Here is a 14,440-nt window from a genome sequence, read left to right on the forward strand (position 1 = left end):
GAAAGACAGAGGGATACGCGCATGCATCCCCGGCCGAACCCAGCGCAAGAAAACCGTCAAGTACGACAGGCGCCGCTACAAACGTCGCAATCGGATCGAGGTCATGTTTGGAAGGTTGAAGGACTGGCGGCGGGTGGCAACCCGATACGACAGATGCCCGAAGGTCTTCCTGTCAGCTATCGCCCTGGCCGCCCTCGTCATTTACTGGCTATGAGTCCTGACCCTAACTAGCAACAATATTTCTCAGGCAGTTTACAAACAGCACGGTTCACCTGATTTGGTAAAGGCGTTTGCGATTGTAACAGGCTTTCGTGCAGCAGCTGTGATGATAACCTTATGCGTTTTTCACCGTGCACTGCTACCCAACATTTGACCGCCGGAAACTGATTTTTTTTCCACTCTTTCACGATGACGGCTGACTGCGCCATCAGGATAATGCATGGTGATCGGGACCTTGCATCCGATCACGTTGTGGGATCTGACTTCGTTATAGTTGCTACGCCGATCCCTCCTGCCGCTTTGAAGCTGGCTGTGCGAGTCCTGCTGCCGATGTGGGGCAGGATAGGACGGCAAAGTGGACGTCTTTTTGGAGGGCTCGACGAGTGGCTACGCGGGCAGGATTGAGGTTCTCAAGGGCCGGTGCGCTGGCTTTACCCGCCGAGACGGCTGACGATCCGATGTTTGCGGCACTTGTGGTTGAGGCTAAGCCGTGACCTGAGACCAGAATTCCCTCCAGCTTTTGGGAGAATCCGTCGGTTGATTTCTGGCCTCATGCGGCCTTGTTTTCCAGTTTCGATTTCATGGGAAATTCCTGCGGCGTGAGATTGCCGAGGGATGAGTGGGGTCTGTTTCGGTTGTAGTCCTCCTTCCATGCGCCGATCTTCTCGCGGGCCTCCGCCAGGGATGAGAAGAGGGTTTCGTTCAAGAGTTCGTCCCGGAAGCTGCCGTTGAACGAATCGACGAAGGCGTTCTGCATTGGTTTCCCCGGCGCGATGTAGTGCCACTCGATCCGGGTCTCCTGGCACCATCTGAGCACCGCCATATTGATCAGTTCCGTGCCGTTGTCGCTGACAATGGTCCCGGGCCGGCCGCGTTGCACGACGATCGCCGACAGTTCTCGTGTGACTCGCAGACCGGAGAGCGACGTGTCCGCGACGAGGGCGAGGCATTCGCGGCTGAAATCATCAAAGATGGCCAGCACCCGGAACCTGCGCCCGTCGGTGAAGGCGTCCGACACGAAGTCCGAGCTCCAACGTTCGTTAGAACGCTCCGGGGGCCAGCATCGGTCTTCGCGTGCCGAGAGCCCGCTTCCGACCGCCGCGTTTGCGCACCTGTAGCTTCTCTTCGCGATAGAGCCGCCTCAGCTTCTTCTGATTCACCTGCCAGCCCTGCCGTTCCAGCATCACGTTTACACGCCGGTAGCCGAACAGACGAAGCTCCGCTGCCACGGCGTTCATCGCTTTGCGCAGATCGGCATCGTCCGGCCGCAAACTGCGATATCGCACGCTCGACCGATCAACGCTTAGAACAGAACACGCCCGCAGCTGGCTCACCTGATGCGCTTCGCAGAGGTGCGCCACGGCTTCCCGCCTGGCCGGGGGCGTCACCATTTTTTTGATGCAATGTCTTGCAACATGGCGTTGTCCAGCATCTGTTCGGCCAACAGCTTCGTGTTCTCGTCCTCAAGCGCTTTCAACTTCCGGGCATCCGACACTTCAAGCCCGCCGAACTTCGCCTTCCACTTGTAAAACGTGGCCGAGCTGATCCCGTGCTCCCGGCAAACCTCCGCCGTCGCCACGCCACTCTCCTGCTGCTTCAGGATCGCGATGATCCGCTCTTCGCTGAACCTTGATCTCTTCATTCTGTCCGTCTCCTTCGTTGGGACGGACTCTACCTCAAACTGGAGGAGGATACGGGCCTGAGGTCACCTGGCGCGTCCTGCACCCAGTCAAAAACGGTGCCGCAGTCGGGCCTTTCCAGAAACAACGGACCAAATCATTCCCTTTTATCTTGGACTTTCCCCCGAAAAAACGAAATATCATCCTACCCGGTCGCACCGGCGAAGGATTAAGGTATGTTTGGAAAATTGAAGGGACTGTTCGGTACATGGGAAAATCGGATTCAAGGCCCCGGTGCGGAGGCATTGGCACCCGAAGCTCCGCTTTACGTGGTAGGCGACATCCACGGTCGCGCCGATTTGCTTCGTCAAGCGTTGAATCTGATCGAAGGGCATAGAGATGCCGGCAGCGGGTCAGCCAAGACCGTCTTTGTCGGTGATTACATCGACCGCGGGCCGGAATCGTCGAAGGTTCTTGCTACGCTCTACAGCATGCAGCAAAGCGATCCCGACCGTATCATTTGCCTCAAGGGGAACCATGAAAGCATGCTGCTGGAGTTTGTGGACGACCCGGCAGAACGCGGCGGGCGGTGGCTGATCAACGGCGGTTCGGAAACGCTCGACAGCTACGGTATCGAAGGTCTGCACCCAAAGTCCGACGCAGAAGACATGATGGAAGCGGGGGATGCGATGGCCGCTGCCATGCCTGAGGGTCTTATGAAGTGGCTTCGTGCGCTTCCCCTGACCTATCGGAGCGGAAATGTGATCGTAACCCATGCTGCACTGGACCCGGACCTCTCGCCTGAGGATCAATCGGATAAAGTCTTGCTCTGGGGCCATCGGGAGTTTCTGACCCGACCACGGGAAGATGAATTCTGGGTCGCGCATGGGCATACGATCATGAAACAGGCGCATTGCCATTCAAGCCGTATCGCGGTGGACACGGGCGCCTACCGGACAGAAACCTTGACCGTGGCCGCTATCCGTCAGGGCGGCTGCGAGTTTCTTCAAACGAAATAGCGATCTCCGAAAGCCCGGCCTCACCCACCGGAGCGGGTCAGAGGCGCATATCGCTGTCGTCCTTCGGAAAGACGGACTTCAAATCATAAAAGATATGCGATGGCTTGCCAAAGGCGCGTATTTTACCTGCACCGCCTTTGACGAACAATTCGTGCGGCACGGCCAGCAGGATGGCATCGTAGAGGCCGCTCTCAGGAGTATCTGTCATCGAAAGGCCATACTGAAGCATGGCCTGTTCCCGATCTACCCATGGGTCGTGCACGTCTACTTCAACGCCGAATCCCTGCAGTTCGAAAATTACATCGACCACCCTCGTGTTCCTGAGATCAGGGCAATTTTCCTTGAATGCCAGCCCGAGGATCAGAACCCGTGCCCCGTCGACCTGTATGCGTCGCTTCAAGAGCCCCTTCACGGTCTGCAGTGCCGCATAGCTGCCCATGCCGTCGTTCAGTCGACGACCGGAAAGTATAACCTCCGGATGATACCCCACGGCCTGCGCCTTGTGGGTAAGGTAGTAGGGATCGACGCCGATACAGTGCCCCCCTACCAGCCCCGGTCTGAACGGCAAAAAATTCCATTTCGTGCCGGCTGCCTCTAGAACATCGAGCGTATCTATGCCCAGCCGGTCGAAGATCAGCGCCAGTTCGTTCACAAGCGCTATGTTCACGTCTCGTTGTGTGTTCTCGATAACCTTCGCCGCCTCCGCGACCTTGATCGACGGGGCAAGGTGGGTGCCTGCGCTGATGATACGGCGGTAGAGACTGTCAATGAAAAGACCCGCTTCCGGGGTGGAGCCCGACGTCACCTTGCGGATTGTCGGCAGGCGATGTTCCTTGTCCCCCGGATTGATACGCTCAGGGCTGTAGCCTATGAAAAAGTCCTCGTTATAGGTCAGACCAGACTGAGCCTCTATGATCGGCACGCATATTTCTTCAGTCGCACCGGGGTAGACGGTGCTTTCGAAGATGACGACGTTTCCATGATCGATGACTTCGGCGACTGCTTCGGAAGCGCGCCTCAGTGGTTCCAGATCGGGCTGCTTATGGCGATCAATCGGTGTCGGAACTGTAACGACAAAGACGTTACACGCCCGGAGCGCTTTTGGGTCTTCGGTAAAGGTTAACCGGTCCGCTTCGGCAAGGTCCTTAGCGGTCGTTTCCATGGTCCGGTCAACTCCACCGCGCAGGTCATTTATCCGAACCGGGTCAATGTCAAAACCGAGCGTATCGAATTGCTTGCCAAACTCCACGGCAAGGGGCAGGCCGACGTAGCCAAGTCCGATAATTCCGATCCGGCTCTCTTCTATTGAAAACATGGGCGGCTTATCCCCGTTTTTCATGGTATTCGCGGTACCAGTCGACAAAGGCCTTCACCCCGTCGCGAATATCCGTTCGCGGCTGATAACCGGTCAACTTGTGCAGCAAATCCGCATTCGCCCAAGTCGCGGGGACATCACCCGTCTGCATTTCCATGTAATTGCGGAGGGCCTTTTTCCCCAATTCGTCTTCGATCGCTTCGATAAAATCGAGCAGCCGGACCTTTTGTGAATTGCCGATATTCACGATGCGAAAGGGCGCTACCGGCGACAGGCTGTCGCCTTCCGGAATATCCGACTGCGCATTGGGCCGGATGGGGACAGCATCCATCAAGAGGCGGATGCCACAAACGAGGTCTTCGACATAGGTGAAGTCGCGGAACATTTCACCGTGGTTGTAGATATCGATCGGCGTCCCTTCGAGGATACCTTTCGTAAACTTGAAGAGGGCCATATCCGGGCGTCCCCATGGCCCGTAGACGGTAAAGAAACGGAACATCGTCGTCGGCAGGGACCAGAGGTGCGCATAGGAATGGGCCATCGCCTCATTCGCTTTCTTGGTCGCGGCATAGAAGGTCAACGGGGTGTCAGCCTTCTGGCATTCATCGAATGGCATCTCGCTGTTGGCACCATAGACAGAACTCGTGGATGCCATGAGGAGATGCCGCACCGACGCTTCCCGCGCAGCTTCCATTACGTTGAAAGTGCCCGTGATATTGCTGTCGAGATAGGCGCGCGGATTCTCAAGACTATAGCGGACACCGGCCTGCGCCGCGAGATGCACGATTACGTCAGGATTGAAATCCACTGTCAGACGCCGAACCTCTTCGGCGTTCTCCAGACGCGTATTTTCGGCACGAAACCCGGACAACGCGAACAACATCGCGTGCCGCTCTTCCTTGAGGGTGACATCGTAGTAATCGGTCATCGCGTCGATGCCCAAGACATCGTGGCCCTCAGACAGAAGCAATCGGGACAGATGATATCCGATAAAACCAGCGGAGCCGGTTACAAGAACACGCAACCTCGTTCTTCGATCATCGGGCACGTGTTCAATACCTTTCGCAAACGAAAGTCGTCAGGCGGGGAGGCAACTCCGCGATTAGACAACTTTACTCAATTCGACGGTTTCATGAACCCGTTAACGATCGGTAAAATACAATTGGCGAAATTTACCGTATAAGTCTGCGATAAACAGCCACCACCCGGGCGAGTTGCAAAATCGATGTACGCGCGGCCCTGAACAACAGGTCGAACCGTTATCTTGTCAGGGCTGTACCAGTCGAAATCACAGTCGGAAATATCTGCTGGAACGCGCGGTTCCAGACCGTAATGGGCTGCTCTGCGATGAAGACGATGTCGTTCGGCTGCAGTTTCATTTGCGTGGCCAGCGTCAGATTGGCTGCATTCTCGGCATCGAGATGCCATGCCGTCACCGCGCCCATTTCTGCGGGATTGGACGATCCGCGCAGCACATAGATTTGGCCGGGGTTGCCGGTCTGGGTCGAGAACCCCTCACCATCATAAAGCGCATCGGCCAAGCTGGCCTGGCGCCCGAAGGGCATCACGAAGCGACCCGGCGCTGTGACTTCCCCGGTCAGGTAGACATAATCACGATCCACCGCATCGAACTCAAGACGATCCCTGAACGTCGAACGCGCCTCGCTCAGTGCTTCGCGACGCAGCGACACCTCAGCGTTCAATTCGTTCAATGCCTGAACCCTGCTTTGCTGGCGGAACTGAGCAAGCGCAATCTGTTCTGCGAAATAGGCTTGTGCTTTTTCGAGGTCGTATTCCGTATCCACGAAAACGCTGTCCCCATCCACCAGACGGAGCTTCTGAAGCTCGGGCCGACTCAGGTATTCTTCAAGCGGGATCTGGTAAAGTGTTCCGTCGCGGTAAATACGGATGGATGCGAAGTCGAGGTCGCCTGCGCTGATCCCGCCTGAAGCGGCGAGCGCTTCGTCGAGAAATAGCGGCGTCAGCGTGATCGGGGCCACGGTGGGCTGCGCGACCGCTCCGCCGATGGAAACGCGCTTCGAATTGAACTCGGCAATCTCCAGGCTGAACGTCGGATCGATCTGGTTCTGAACGAGGCTCTGGAACAGCTGCGCCTCGGCTTCTTCAAGGGTGAGGCCCGCCATCATCACCCGGCCAACATCCGGAACGGCAATCGCACCGTCATCCTGCACGGTGTAGCCTTGGCGGCTGTTCTGGGCAGCGAGTAAACCGCTGAGTTCTTCTACAGTGCTCGCCGGCGACTTCGTCGCGAGCAAGAGCACATCACCGACGCCGATCCGATAGGGGCCGGGATTCACGTTCGTCGGAATGCGCGTCGCCAAGGCGGCAGGCCGCCGCTCGGGCCCCAGAGAAGCAGGGGGCGGCGCACCTGCGCCCCGAACGCCGCCACCGCTTCCGGCATTCTGGAAGAACACCGCCGGTATCTGGCGCGGGTTATAAGAGGCACGGTTTGCGATCAGCACGGTTTCGGCATTGAGCGGGATCACCCGAACCTTGCCATCCCGTTCGTCCACCTGCGGGGAAACATATATCGCGCTGCATCCTGCAAGAGTCAGAACGAATGCAATCGCACTTGATAGTTTATACATCGAGACCTCGCGCAGGCAGAACAACTCAAAGACTTTTCGGGGATAGGGCGCGCCAATTCAAGGTCCCAATCCTCAATTCGCACAAAACTTCCTGAGTGTCGCGATCGTGCCCCGGAGGGCACGCGATACTGAACGAGGTTCGAAAAATGACTAAATATGGGGCAAAGTGGCGGACCGAGGAGGATTCGAACCCCCGACCCCTTGATTCGTAGTCAAGTACTCTATCCAGCTGAGCTATCGGTCCACTGACGGGCGGTTTAGTGGGCGCAGCGAGGCAATGCAACCCTGTAATCGCACTTCAATCGCACTTCGGCTGAATTGCGTTTCGCCAGCCTTTTCCACCGGGTCAGAAGGTGCCGTCCCCTTTCGGCAACTCGATCCGAAAGAGGGTTCCCGCAGGCCCCGTTTCCCGCAGCGTCAACTCCCCGCCGTGGCCGCGAACAAGTTCCGCTGCGATCACGAGGCCAAGGCCACTGCCCCCCTTGCGCGCCCCGCCCTGAAACGGCTTGAACAAATGATCCTTCGCCTTCTTGGGCAATCCGGGCCCGGTATCCGAGACCTCTACCCGCCAAGCATGGCGGTCTTCCTCCGCCGACAGGACGACTTCGCCGGGTTCACCGGTGGCCATGATCGCCTGCCGCGCATTCCGTACGAGGTTCGACAGAACCCGAAACATCTGCTCCGGATCGGCCCGGATCATCATTGCAGGATCGATCTTTGTGGTGAGCGTGAGCGGATAATCCCCCACCGCGAGGCGTTCGCCCTCCATCACGTCCTCGACGATTCCCATCAAGGGGACCACGTTGAGCGTAGGCCCCGGCTCTTCCGCCCGTCCGAAGGCCAGTGTGGATTCGCACAGGTGGACTGCGCGGGTGATGGAAGCCACGAGCTTCGGCGCCATGCGCTTTACCGTCGGGTCCTCAGAGGCCTCGATCCGGTCGGTGAATAATTGGGCCGAGGTCAGGATATTTCGCAGATCATGGCTGATCTTGCTGACGGCGCGACCCAATTGCGCAAGGCGTTCCTTCTGTCGCAGAGCTTGCGTCAATTCCGTTTCCAGCTTGTTCAGCGCCTCTTCGGCCTCCCGCAGTTCGGTAACGCTGGCGGAGGGTTTGATAATGCGTCGCGCGTCTTCTGGCGCGGCTGCATAGTTCTGCATTTGCGTCACCACACGGGCGATGGGCTTCAACAGCAAGGCCCGCATCGCAAAGAACAGCAAGACTGCCGTCACGGCGGAGATGACGGCGGAAAGGGCAAGGATACGCATGCCGTAGTCGATCATCGCGGCCCGCATCGGGGCTGTCTCCATCGTGATCTCGATCAGCAGGCCCGCTTCGCGGACGGGGGCACCAATGACCCGCACCACCTCTTCGCGCGGGTTGACGAGCCTGCGCAGCGCATCGCGAATCAGCGTGGCCGCACGGGCATCCCGAAGGTCATAGGTGGCGCTGATGGCACGCGGCATGGGCGACGACAGAACGAGTTGGCGCACTTCATCCCTGCGCAGAACGACGTTGAAGACCTCTGCATTGCGCAAAAGCTCCTCTTCAAGTTCAGGTTCGATCATATCCTCCGCCAGCAGGGTGAGCGAGGCGATCTGTGCCCGTTCCAACCTGTTCAACATGTAGTCTTCGCGGAATCGTGCGATCGATGGCACGAAGATCATAACCTCGGCCAGCATCACGAATACTGTCGTCAGAACCAGAAGCCGGCCGGAAAGGGAATTGAACATCGCGCTCACACGATTACGGCACGAGCCTCTGGACGAGCGAGACCACGGTTTTCACAAGCTTGCTATCGAACAGGCGTGGGCTGAAATAGGCGCCCGCTGCACGCTTGTTGATCTCTCCATAGGTCGGATAGGGTGCAACCATGCCTGCAATCTGACTCATCTTCAGGTTATTTGCCAGTGCCAATGCCCAAAGCCCGATAAGCTCCCCGGCGAGATGCCCGGCGATGGACGCTCCCACGGGTTTTCCCTTCACGACCATTACCTTGATCAACCCGGTGGTCTGCCGCTCGGCAATGGCGCGATCGTTTTCGTTGTAGTGGAAACGCACGACTTCCAGCCTGTCGCCATGCTTTTCCCGGGCCTCTTGCTCGGTCGCGCCGACCTGCGCAATTTCCGGGGCGGTATAGGTGACCCATGGGATATGCGCCGTCTTGGCCTTGGACGGTATCGCGAATAACAGCGACCGGATAATGACCCCGGCGTGGTAGCCCGCGACATGGGTAAACTGCATACCGCCCGCAACGTCCCCGATCGCATAGACGCGGCGGTTGGAGGTGCGCATGGAAGCGTCGACCTTCACGCTGCCGTTCTCCGCCTCGATCCCGGCCTTGTCGAGATCGAGCTTCTCGGTGTTGTTCTTGCGCCCTACCGCCATCAAGAGGTGGGAACCGGTGAAGACCCGCCCGTCTTCGGCTTCGACCTTGATGTCGCCGGCGGTGCCGCTGATGCGTGCCGCCTTGGCGTTTTCCTCGATCACGACGCCTTCGTCCTTCAGGACGCGCAGAACGACGGCAGCGGTTTCGGGGTCGTCCTTTCCCAGCGCGCGATCCCCTTCGATCACGGTCACCTCGCAGCCCATCCGGATATGGGCCTGCGCCATTTCCATCCCGATGGGGCCACCCCCCACGATCAACAGATGCCGGGGCTTTTCCCGCAGATCGAAAAGCGTCTCGTTGGTCTCGAAAGGCACGTCCTGCAACCCGTCGATCGGCGGCACCATCGGCGAAGAGCCCGTGGCGATCACGATCCGCCGCGCCTCGATCACTGTTTCGCCTGCCTGCACTTCTTGGTCGGAAATGAAACGCCCGTATTCGCGAATGACCTCTACGCCCAGCCCCTCAAACCGTTCCTGACTGTCCACGGGGGCGATCTGCTCGATCACCCGGGCCACATGGTCCTTTGCGGCTGCATAATCCACTTTGCCCTCCGCCGCGGCGACACCGTACTGATCAGAGGTGCGTTGGGCATGAGCAGCCTTTCCCGTGGCGATAAGCGCCTTCGAAGGCACGCAACCGTAGTTAAGGCAATCGCCCCCCATCTTGTGCCCTTCGAGCAATACGACACGGGCGCCCATTTGCACTGCCCCGGCGGCCACGGAAAGCCCCGCCGATCCCGCCCCGATCACGAGGATATCGGTCTTGATCCGGTTCATTTTCAGGTCTCCTTGCGACCCGACAGGGCCTTGTAAACGACGGGTACGAGCGCCAGCAGCCCCAGACCGAGGATCGGCAGCAAGATATGCGGCTCGAATATGATTCCGAGATCCGGCGTTTCACCCCGGGCAAAGACCTGTCCCAGCCCGCTGCCCACGGAGGTGAACACCAAAGTGCCCGGAATGATCCCGAGCGCCGTGGAAATCGCGAACCGGTAAAGCGGCACCGCAAGCAGTGCCGGGATGAGGTTCGCGACGAAAAAGGGGACGATGGGTACAAGACGGATGAAAAACAGCATCGACCATTGATTGTCGTCCAGCCCTTTGCGAATCCGGCTGACCATCCCGTCTGATGCATCCATTCGCGCCTTCAGCCTGTCGCCCAGCCCCATCCGGGCGGCCAGAAAGATCACGATCGCCCCCAGTGTGGCGCCGGTAACATTGAGCACCACGCCCAGCCACGTGCCGAAAAGGAACCCCCCGGTCAGCGTGGCGATGGTGGCCCCCGGCAGGGAAAACCCCACAATGACAATATAGGCCGCCAGGAACAAAAGCACCGTCAGCACGAAATTGTCGTCCCTGTAGGCCAACAAGGCTTCCCGATTGTTTCGCAACGTTTCAAAGCTGAGGTAATCGCGCAGGGTGAAGGCCCCGATTCCCGCAACGATAAGGATCGCGATCAACGGCAAATAATGCATGAAGGCGGATTTTTCCGCAGGATCGGTCGTATCGGGCATCTGGCGCTTTCTGCGAAATATCGGGCTTCACTACAGATGCACCCTCCCCCCTGCAAAGGACAGCCTTCTCACGCTCCCTTGATGCAGCTATGCTATGTGTACCTGATCTGGACGGTAAAGCCGCCCGCTTGAAACAATTTGCGCCCCAATGCGGGGAATTGTTGCAGTCGGCGCCGAAAAACCGGCCAACGGGTTTGACTTGCGTGGCACGGGGCAGTAGAGGACGGGCCTGAATTGCACCCGGCGCGACGATTCCGCGGCGTTCGGGCCCAAAAAGTGGAGACGGAGCGATGAAACGCACCTATCAACCCTCGAACCTCGTGCGCAAGCGGCGCCATGGTTTCCGCGCGCGCATGGCCACGAAGGCCGGCCGCAAGATCATCAACGCGCGTCGCCGTCAGGGCCGCAAGGAACTGAGCGCCTGATAGAACGGGCATTCTTCGCCCGGGCACGACGGAAAGAACGATGATACCGCCGGAGGCACCCCAGTCAGGCCAGTTGGCCGAAGCGGGGGAAGACCCCCCGGCGGTTTCTTTGCGTCTGCACACCATCCGGCAACGTCGGGATTTTCAGCGCGCGGCCCGGGCACGCAGCGTCGCCATGCCGGGTTTCATCCTGCAGATGCGCCAGCGCAATCCCGAAGAGCCCGCCCCCCATCCCCATGCGCTGCGCGTCGGTTTCACCTGTTCGCGCAAGGTCGGCAATGCCGTGGCGCGAAACCGGGCAAAGCGTCGCCTGCGCGAAGTGGCACGGCTGCAACTGCCGATGCTCGGGCAACCGGGGGCGGATTACGTGCTGATCGGGCGGCGCGGCGCAACCGCGGAGCTGCCCTTTACCCAGTTGCAAACTGACTTTGCCCGCGCGCTTGCCATCCTGCACGGGGAAAAATCGTGACACCGCTCGCCCATATCCTTGCGTTGCCTGTGCGAGCCTATCGGCTGATCCTCAGCCCGTGGGTCGGGTACAACTGCCGTTACCATCCGACCTGCAGCGCCTACGCGCTCGAAGCGCTGCGACGGCATGGCGGTCTGCGCGGCGGATACCTGACACTGCGCCGCTTGGGCCGCTGCCATCCGTGGGGCGGGACGGGCATCGACGAAGTGCCGGATTGAACCGTCCGTTCGACCACGCTTGAACGGCGTGAAGCGATGGCATAAGCCCATTCCATGCTGGACGATCCCGACGATATTCACCCCCTGTTCCATGGCGCGCCCCGCACCACGGAGTTCCGCAAGCTGCGCAAGCGAATCATTCGGCAGACCCGTGAAGCCATCGAAAGCTACGGGATGATCGAACCGGGCGCGCGCTGGCTTGTCTGCCTGTCGGGCGGCAAGGACAGCTATACCCTGCTGGCTGTCTTGCATGAGCTTAAGTGGCGCGGTCTCTTGCCGGTTGAGATCCTCGCCTGCAACCTCGATCAGGGGCAACCCGGTTTTCCGGCCACGGTCCTGCCCGATTTTCTGGAACGGATGGGTGTGCCCCACCGGATCGAATATCAGGACACCTATTCCATCGTCATGGACAAGGTGCCCGAGGGGCGGACCTTCTGTGCGCTCTGTTCGCGGCTGCGGCGCGGGAACCTTTACCGGATCGCGCGCGAGGAAGGATGCAGCGCTGTCGTGCTGGGCCATCACCGGGACGATATCCTCGAAACATTCTTCATGAACCTGTTTCACGGGGGGCGGCTGGCGACGATGCCGCCCAAGCTGCTGAACGAGGAAGGCGATCTGTTCGTCTATCGGCCCCTCGCCCATGTGGCCGAAGCCGACTGTGAAAAGTTCTCCACCGCCATGGGATATCCGATCATTCCCTGCGATCTTTGCGGCTCTCAGGACGGGCTGCAGCGCCAGCAGGTCAAGGCGATCCTCGATGGGTGGGAACGCAATTCGCCCGGGCGGCGGCAGGTCATGTTCAAGGCTTTGACCAACGCGCGGCCCTCCCACCTCTTGGACGCAGGGCTGTTCGACTTCGCTGCGCTCACCCGGAACTGCGAATAATTTTAGGCATTTTGCGCCCCGGGATGGGTCAGCGTTAACCCGCGACCATCCTCCCCTTGCTAGGTTTCCCTGGAAACGCGGCATTTCGCCCGTGGAAGGAGCTGTCGATGTCCACCGCAAGGAACCCGCTAGGCGCGCAGTTCGCCACCATCGTTCTGCAGACCCTCACCGGCCCCCCGGCCTTTGCCTTCGTCCCCGCGATATCCCTGTCCGCTTTCTGGTTCGGCGGGGAAATCGCGCTCGTCATCGTATCCTGTGTCATGCCGATCCTCTATCTTCTGGCCGGTGGTTTCCGTAGGACACCGGCAGAAGAGGCGGAAGGCAGCGATGGGTACGCGGGGTTGGCATCGCGCGGTCACTTCGGCCGGCAGGTGGACCGGGTACATGCCCGGGCATCGCAAACAGGCCGGCAATCGGCGCTCTTTGTCCTGACCATCGAAGATCTGGAAAAGATCACCGCAACCCATGGTACGGCTGCCGCGCTGAGGGTACGCGAACAGATCGGCGACCGGTTGCTGGCCGCCATGCGCGCGGACGACACGGTCGGTGCGTTGTCCGATTCGCAGCTTGCGGTTTGCCTGTCGCTGGTGCGCTATCTCGATCTTGAAAGCTGCATACAGATGGCGGGGCGGATGCAATCCGTGGCGGAACTTCCCGTTTCCGTTGATGGTGTATCGGTATATGTCAGCGTTTCGGTCGGCTTTTGCCAGTTGGCCCGTGCACCGGGGGACGATGGGGCCGCCTGGCTGGCCGCCGCCGCCACCGCAGCCGCCGAGGCCGTATCGCGGGGTCCGTCGGCCATGCGCGGATATTCGGACAGCATGCGCCGCCAGACACAGATCCGCAGCGCGCTGCGCGACGATGTCGAACAGGCGCTCGAGAGCGGAGAGATCAAGCCGTGGTTCCAGCCACAGATCTCAACCGATACCGGGCTGATTTCCGGGTTCGAGGCGCTCGCTAGGTGGAGCCACCCGACACGCGGCCTGATCCTTCCTGCAGAATTCCTCCCGGTGGTTGAGGCTGCAGGAAAGCTCGAACGTTTGGCCGAAGTTGTCATGTACCACGCCTTCGCCGCGGTAAAGGCATGGGACAGCGCGGGCGTATCGGTCCCGCAGGTGGGGGTGAACTTCGATGGCGCCGAACTCAAGAATCCGCAGCTCATCAACAAGATCGAATGGGAACTCGACCGCTTCGATCTTTCCCCCGAAAGACTCTCGGTCGAAATCCTCGAAACGGTCGTCACTTCGGAACCGGACGACATGATCACCCGTAATGTTATCGCACTTGGTGAACTCGGCTGTCGTATCGATCTGGACGATTTCGGCACGGGCCATGCCTCCATCGCTTCGATCCGCAGATTTTCCGTCAGCCGCATCAAGATCGACCGCTCCTTCGTTATGAAGGCAGACCGCGATCCAGAACAGCAGCGTATGATCTCCGCGATACTCACCATGGCAGAGAGGTTGAATGTAGAAACGCTGGCCGAGGGGGTTGAAAGCGTCGGGGAACATGTGCTTCTCGCCCAACTCGGCTGCCATCATGTACAAGGCTACGGCATCGCGCGCCCGATGCCGTTCGAGGAGACGCTCGACTGGATCGTCAGCCACAATGCCAAGCTGGAGGACACTCCGCGTATCATGGAAGGAAGATCACGCTGAAGGGCTACGATGCCCACTCGCCCTGCCGGTTGGCGACGCGGCGCTACCCTGAATCTGCTTGACCTTTGGGCCGGCACTCTGTTGAACCCACGCTGATACGCAG

At 59.5% G+C, this 14,440-nt stretch carries 13 protein-coding genes, 1 tRNA gene and 1 pseudogene; 7 read left to right on the forward strand and 8 right to left on the reverse strand.

Going from position 1 to position 14,440, the window contains the following annotated elements; translation table 11 throughout:
* The coding region (locus A3728_RS12470) for a transposase (protein WP_150120774.1) at window positions 1-214 on the forward strand (214 nt) is incomplete at its 5' end.
* A gap of 555 nt (window positions 215-769) precedes the next feature.
* On the opposite strand, the pseudogene A3728_RS12475 reads toward A3728_RS12470, so the two are convergent.
* A pseudogene (locus A3728_RS12475) lies at window positions 770-1,861 on the reverse strand (IS3 family transposase).
* 213 nt (window positions 1,862-2,074) lie between these two features.
* On the opposite strand from A3728_RS12475, the gene A3728_RS12485 reads away from it, so the two are divergent.
* Window positions 2,075-2,857 (forward strand): metallophosphoesterase family protein, encoded by a 783-nt coding sequence (locus A3728_RS12485; RefSeq protein ID WP_082850883.1) that lies wholly within the window; start codon window positions 2,075-2,077, stop codon window positions 2,855-2,857.
* A 37-nt stretch (window positions 2,858-2,894) separates the two neighbouring features.
* Here the strand turns inward: A3728_RS12485 and tviB are convergent, their stop codons facing one another.
* The 7 genes from tviB to A3728_RS12520 form a co-directional block, all read right to left on the reverse strand.
* Window positions 2,895-4,172 carry a Vi polysaccharide biosynthesis UDP-N-acetylglucosamine C-6 dehydrogenase TviB gene (tviB, locus tag A3728_RS12490; protein WP_067924081.1) on the reverse strand — a complete coding sequence of 426 codons (1,278 nt, stop codon included), beginning with the start codon at window positions 4,170-4,172 and terminating at the stop codon, window positions 2,895-2,897.
* Between the two features lie 7 nt (window positions 4,173-4,179).
* Window positions 4,180-5,196, reverse strand: a complete 1,017-nt coding sequence (locus A3728_RS12495) for an NAD-dependent epimerase/dehydratase family protein (protein ID WP_201722105.1) — start codon at window positions 5,194-5,196, stop codon at window positions 4,180-4,182.
* Between the two features lie 235 nt (window positions 5,197-5,431).
* Window positions 5,432-6,781, reverse strand: a complete 1,350-nt coding sequence (locus A3728_RS12500; RefSeq protein WP_201722106.1) for a polysaccharide biosynthesis/export family protein — start codon at window positions 6,779-6,781, stop codon at window positions 5,432-5,434.
* A gap of 167 nt (window positions 6,782-6,948) precedes the next feature.
* A tRNA-Arg gene (locus A3728_RS12505) sits at window positions 6,949-7,025 on the reverse strand.
* Between the two features lie 102 nt (window positions 7,026-7,127).
* Window positions 7,128-8,513, reverse strand: coding sequence for a sensor histidine kinase (locus A3728_RS12510; RefSeq protein WP_067924085.1), 1,386 nt, complete (start codon window positions 8,511-8,513; stop codon window positions 7,128-7,130).
* 13 nt (window positions 8,514-8,526) lie between these two features.
* Complete coding sequence (locus A3728_RS12515) at window positions 8,527-9,945, reverse strand: dihydrolipoyl dehydrogenase family protein (protein ID WP_067924088.1); 1,419 nt, start codon at window positions 9,943-9,945, stop codon at window positions 8,527-8,529.
* A gap of 2 nt (window positions 9,946-9,947) precedes the next feature.
* Entirely contained in the window at window positions 9,948-10,682 is a 735-nt protein-coding gene (locus A3728_RS12520; protein WP_067924091.1) for a TVP38/TMEM64 family protein, read from the reverse strand.
* 290 nt (window positions 10,683-10,972) lie between these two features.
* Here A3728_RS12520 and rpmH point away from each other — a divergent pair, with 290 nt between their 5' ends.
* From rpmH to A3728_RS12545, 5 genes are all read left to right on the forward strand, one after another.
* A complete protein-coding gene (gene rpmH, locus A3728_RS12525) occupies window positions 10,973-11,107 on the forward strand; it encodes a 50S ribosomal protein L34 (protein ID WP_067924094.1) in 135 nt (44 codons plus the stop codon).
* Between the two features lie 40 nt (window positions 11,108-11,147).
* A complete protein-coding gene (gene rnpA / locus A3728_RS12530; protein ID WP_067924096.1) occupies window positions 11,148-11,576 on the forward strand; it encodes a ribonuclease P protein component in 429 nt (142 codons plus the stop codon).
* Window positions 11,573-11,794 carry a membrane protein insertion efficiency factor YidD gene (yidD, locus tag A3728_RS12535; protein WP_067924099.1) on the forward strand — a complete coding sequence of 74 codons (222 nt, stop codon included), beginning with the start codon at window positions 11,573-11,575 and terminating at the stop codon, window positions 11,792-11,794. The genes rnpA and yidD overlap by 4 nt, the downstream gene beginning before the upstream one ends.
* A 54-nt stretch (window positions 11,795-11,848) precedes the next feature.
* Window positions 11,849-12,679, forward strand: a complete 831-nt coding sequence (gene ttcA / locus A3728_RS12540; protein ID WP_067924102.1) for a tRNA 2-thiocytidine(32) synthetase TtcA — start codon at window positions 11,849-11,851, stop codon at window positions 12,677-12,679.
* A gap of 107 nt (window positions 12,680-12,786) precedes the next feature.
* Window positions 12,787-14,337 (forward strand): GGDEF domain-containing phosphodiesterase, encoded by a 1,551-nt coding sequence (locus A3728_RS12545; protein ID WP_067924105.1) that lies wholly within the window; start codon window positions 12,787-12,789, stop codon window positions 14,335-14,337.
* Window positions 14,338-14,440 lie beyond the last annotated feature (103 nt).

The organism is Sulfitobacter sp. HI0040 (assembly GCF_001634885.1).
Lineage (GTDB): Bacteria > Pseudomonadota > Alphaproteobacteria > Rhodobacterales > Rhodobacteraceae > Sulfitobacter.

Excerpts from the sequence above, each read along its gene's own strand:
- A3728_RS12485 (WP_082850883.1), top strand. The coding sequence starts at position 2,075 with ATGTTTGGAAAATTGAAGGGACTGTTCGGTACATGGGAAAATCGGATT.
- tviB (WP_067924081.1), bottom strand. The coding sequence starts at position 4,172 with ATGTTTTCAATAGAAGAGAGCCGGATCGGAATTATCGGACTTGGCTAC.
- A3728_RS12500 (WP_201722106.1), bottom strand. The coding sequence starts at position 6,781 with ATGTATAAACTATCAAGTGCGATTGCATTCGTTCTGACTCTTGCAGGA.
- A3728_RS12510 (WP_067924085.1), bottom strand. The coding sequence starts at position 8,513 with ATGTTCAATTCCCTTTCCGGCCGGCTTCTGGTTCTGACGACAGTATTC.
- A3728_RS12515 (WP_067924088.1), bottom strand. The coding sequence starts at position 9,945 with ATGAACCGGATCAAGACCGATATCCTCGTGATCGGGGCGGGATCGGCG.
- A3728_RS12520 (WP_067924091.1), bottom strand. The coding sequence starts at position 10,682 with ATGCCCGATACGACCGATCCTGCGGAAAAATCCGCCTTCATGCATTAT.
- rpmH (WP_067924094.1), top strand. The coding sequence starts at position 10,973 with ATGAAACGCACCTATCAACCCTCGAACCTCGTGCGCAAGCGGCGCCAT.
- rnpA (WP_067924096.1), top strand. The coding sequence starts at position 11,148 with ATGATACCGCCGGAGGCACCCCAGTCAGGCCAGTTGGCCGAAGCGGGG.
- ttcA (WP_067924102.1), top strand. The coding sequence starts at position 11,849 with ATGCTGGACGATCCCGACGATATTCACCCCCTGTTCCATGGCGCGCCC.
- A3728_RS12545 (WP_067924105.1), top strand. The coding sequence starts at position 12,787 with ATGTCCACCGCAAGGAACCCGCTAGGCGCGCAGTTCGCCACCATCGTT.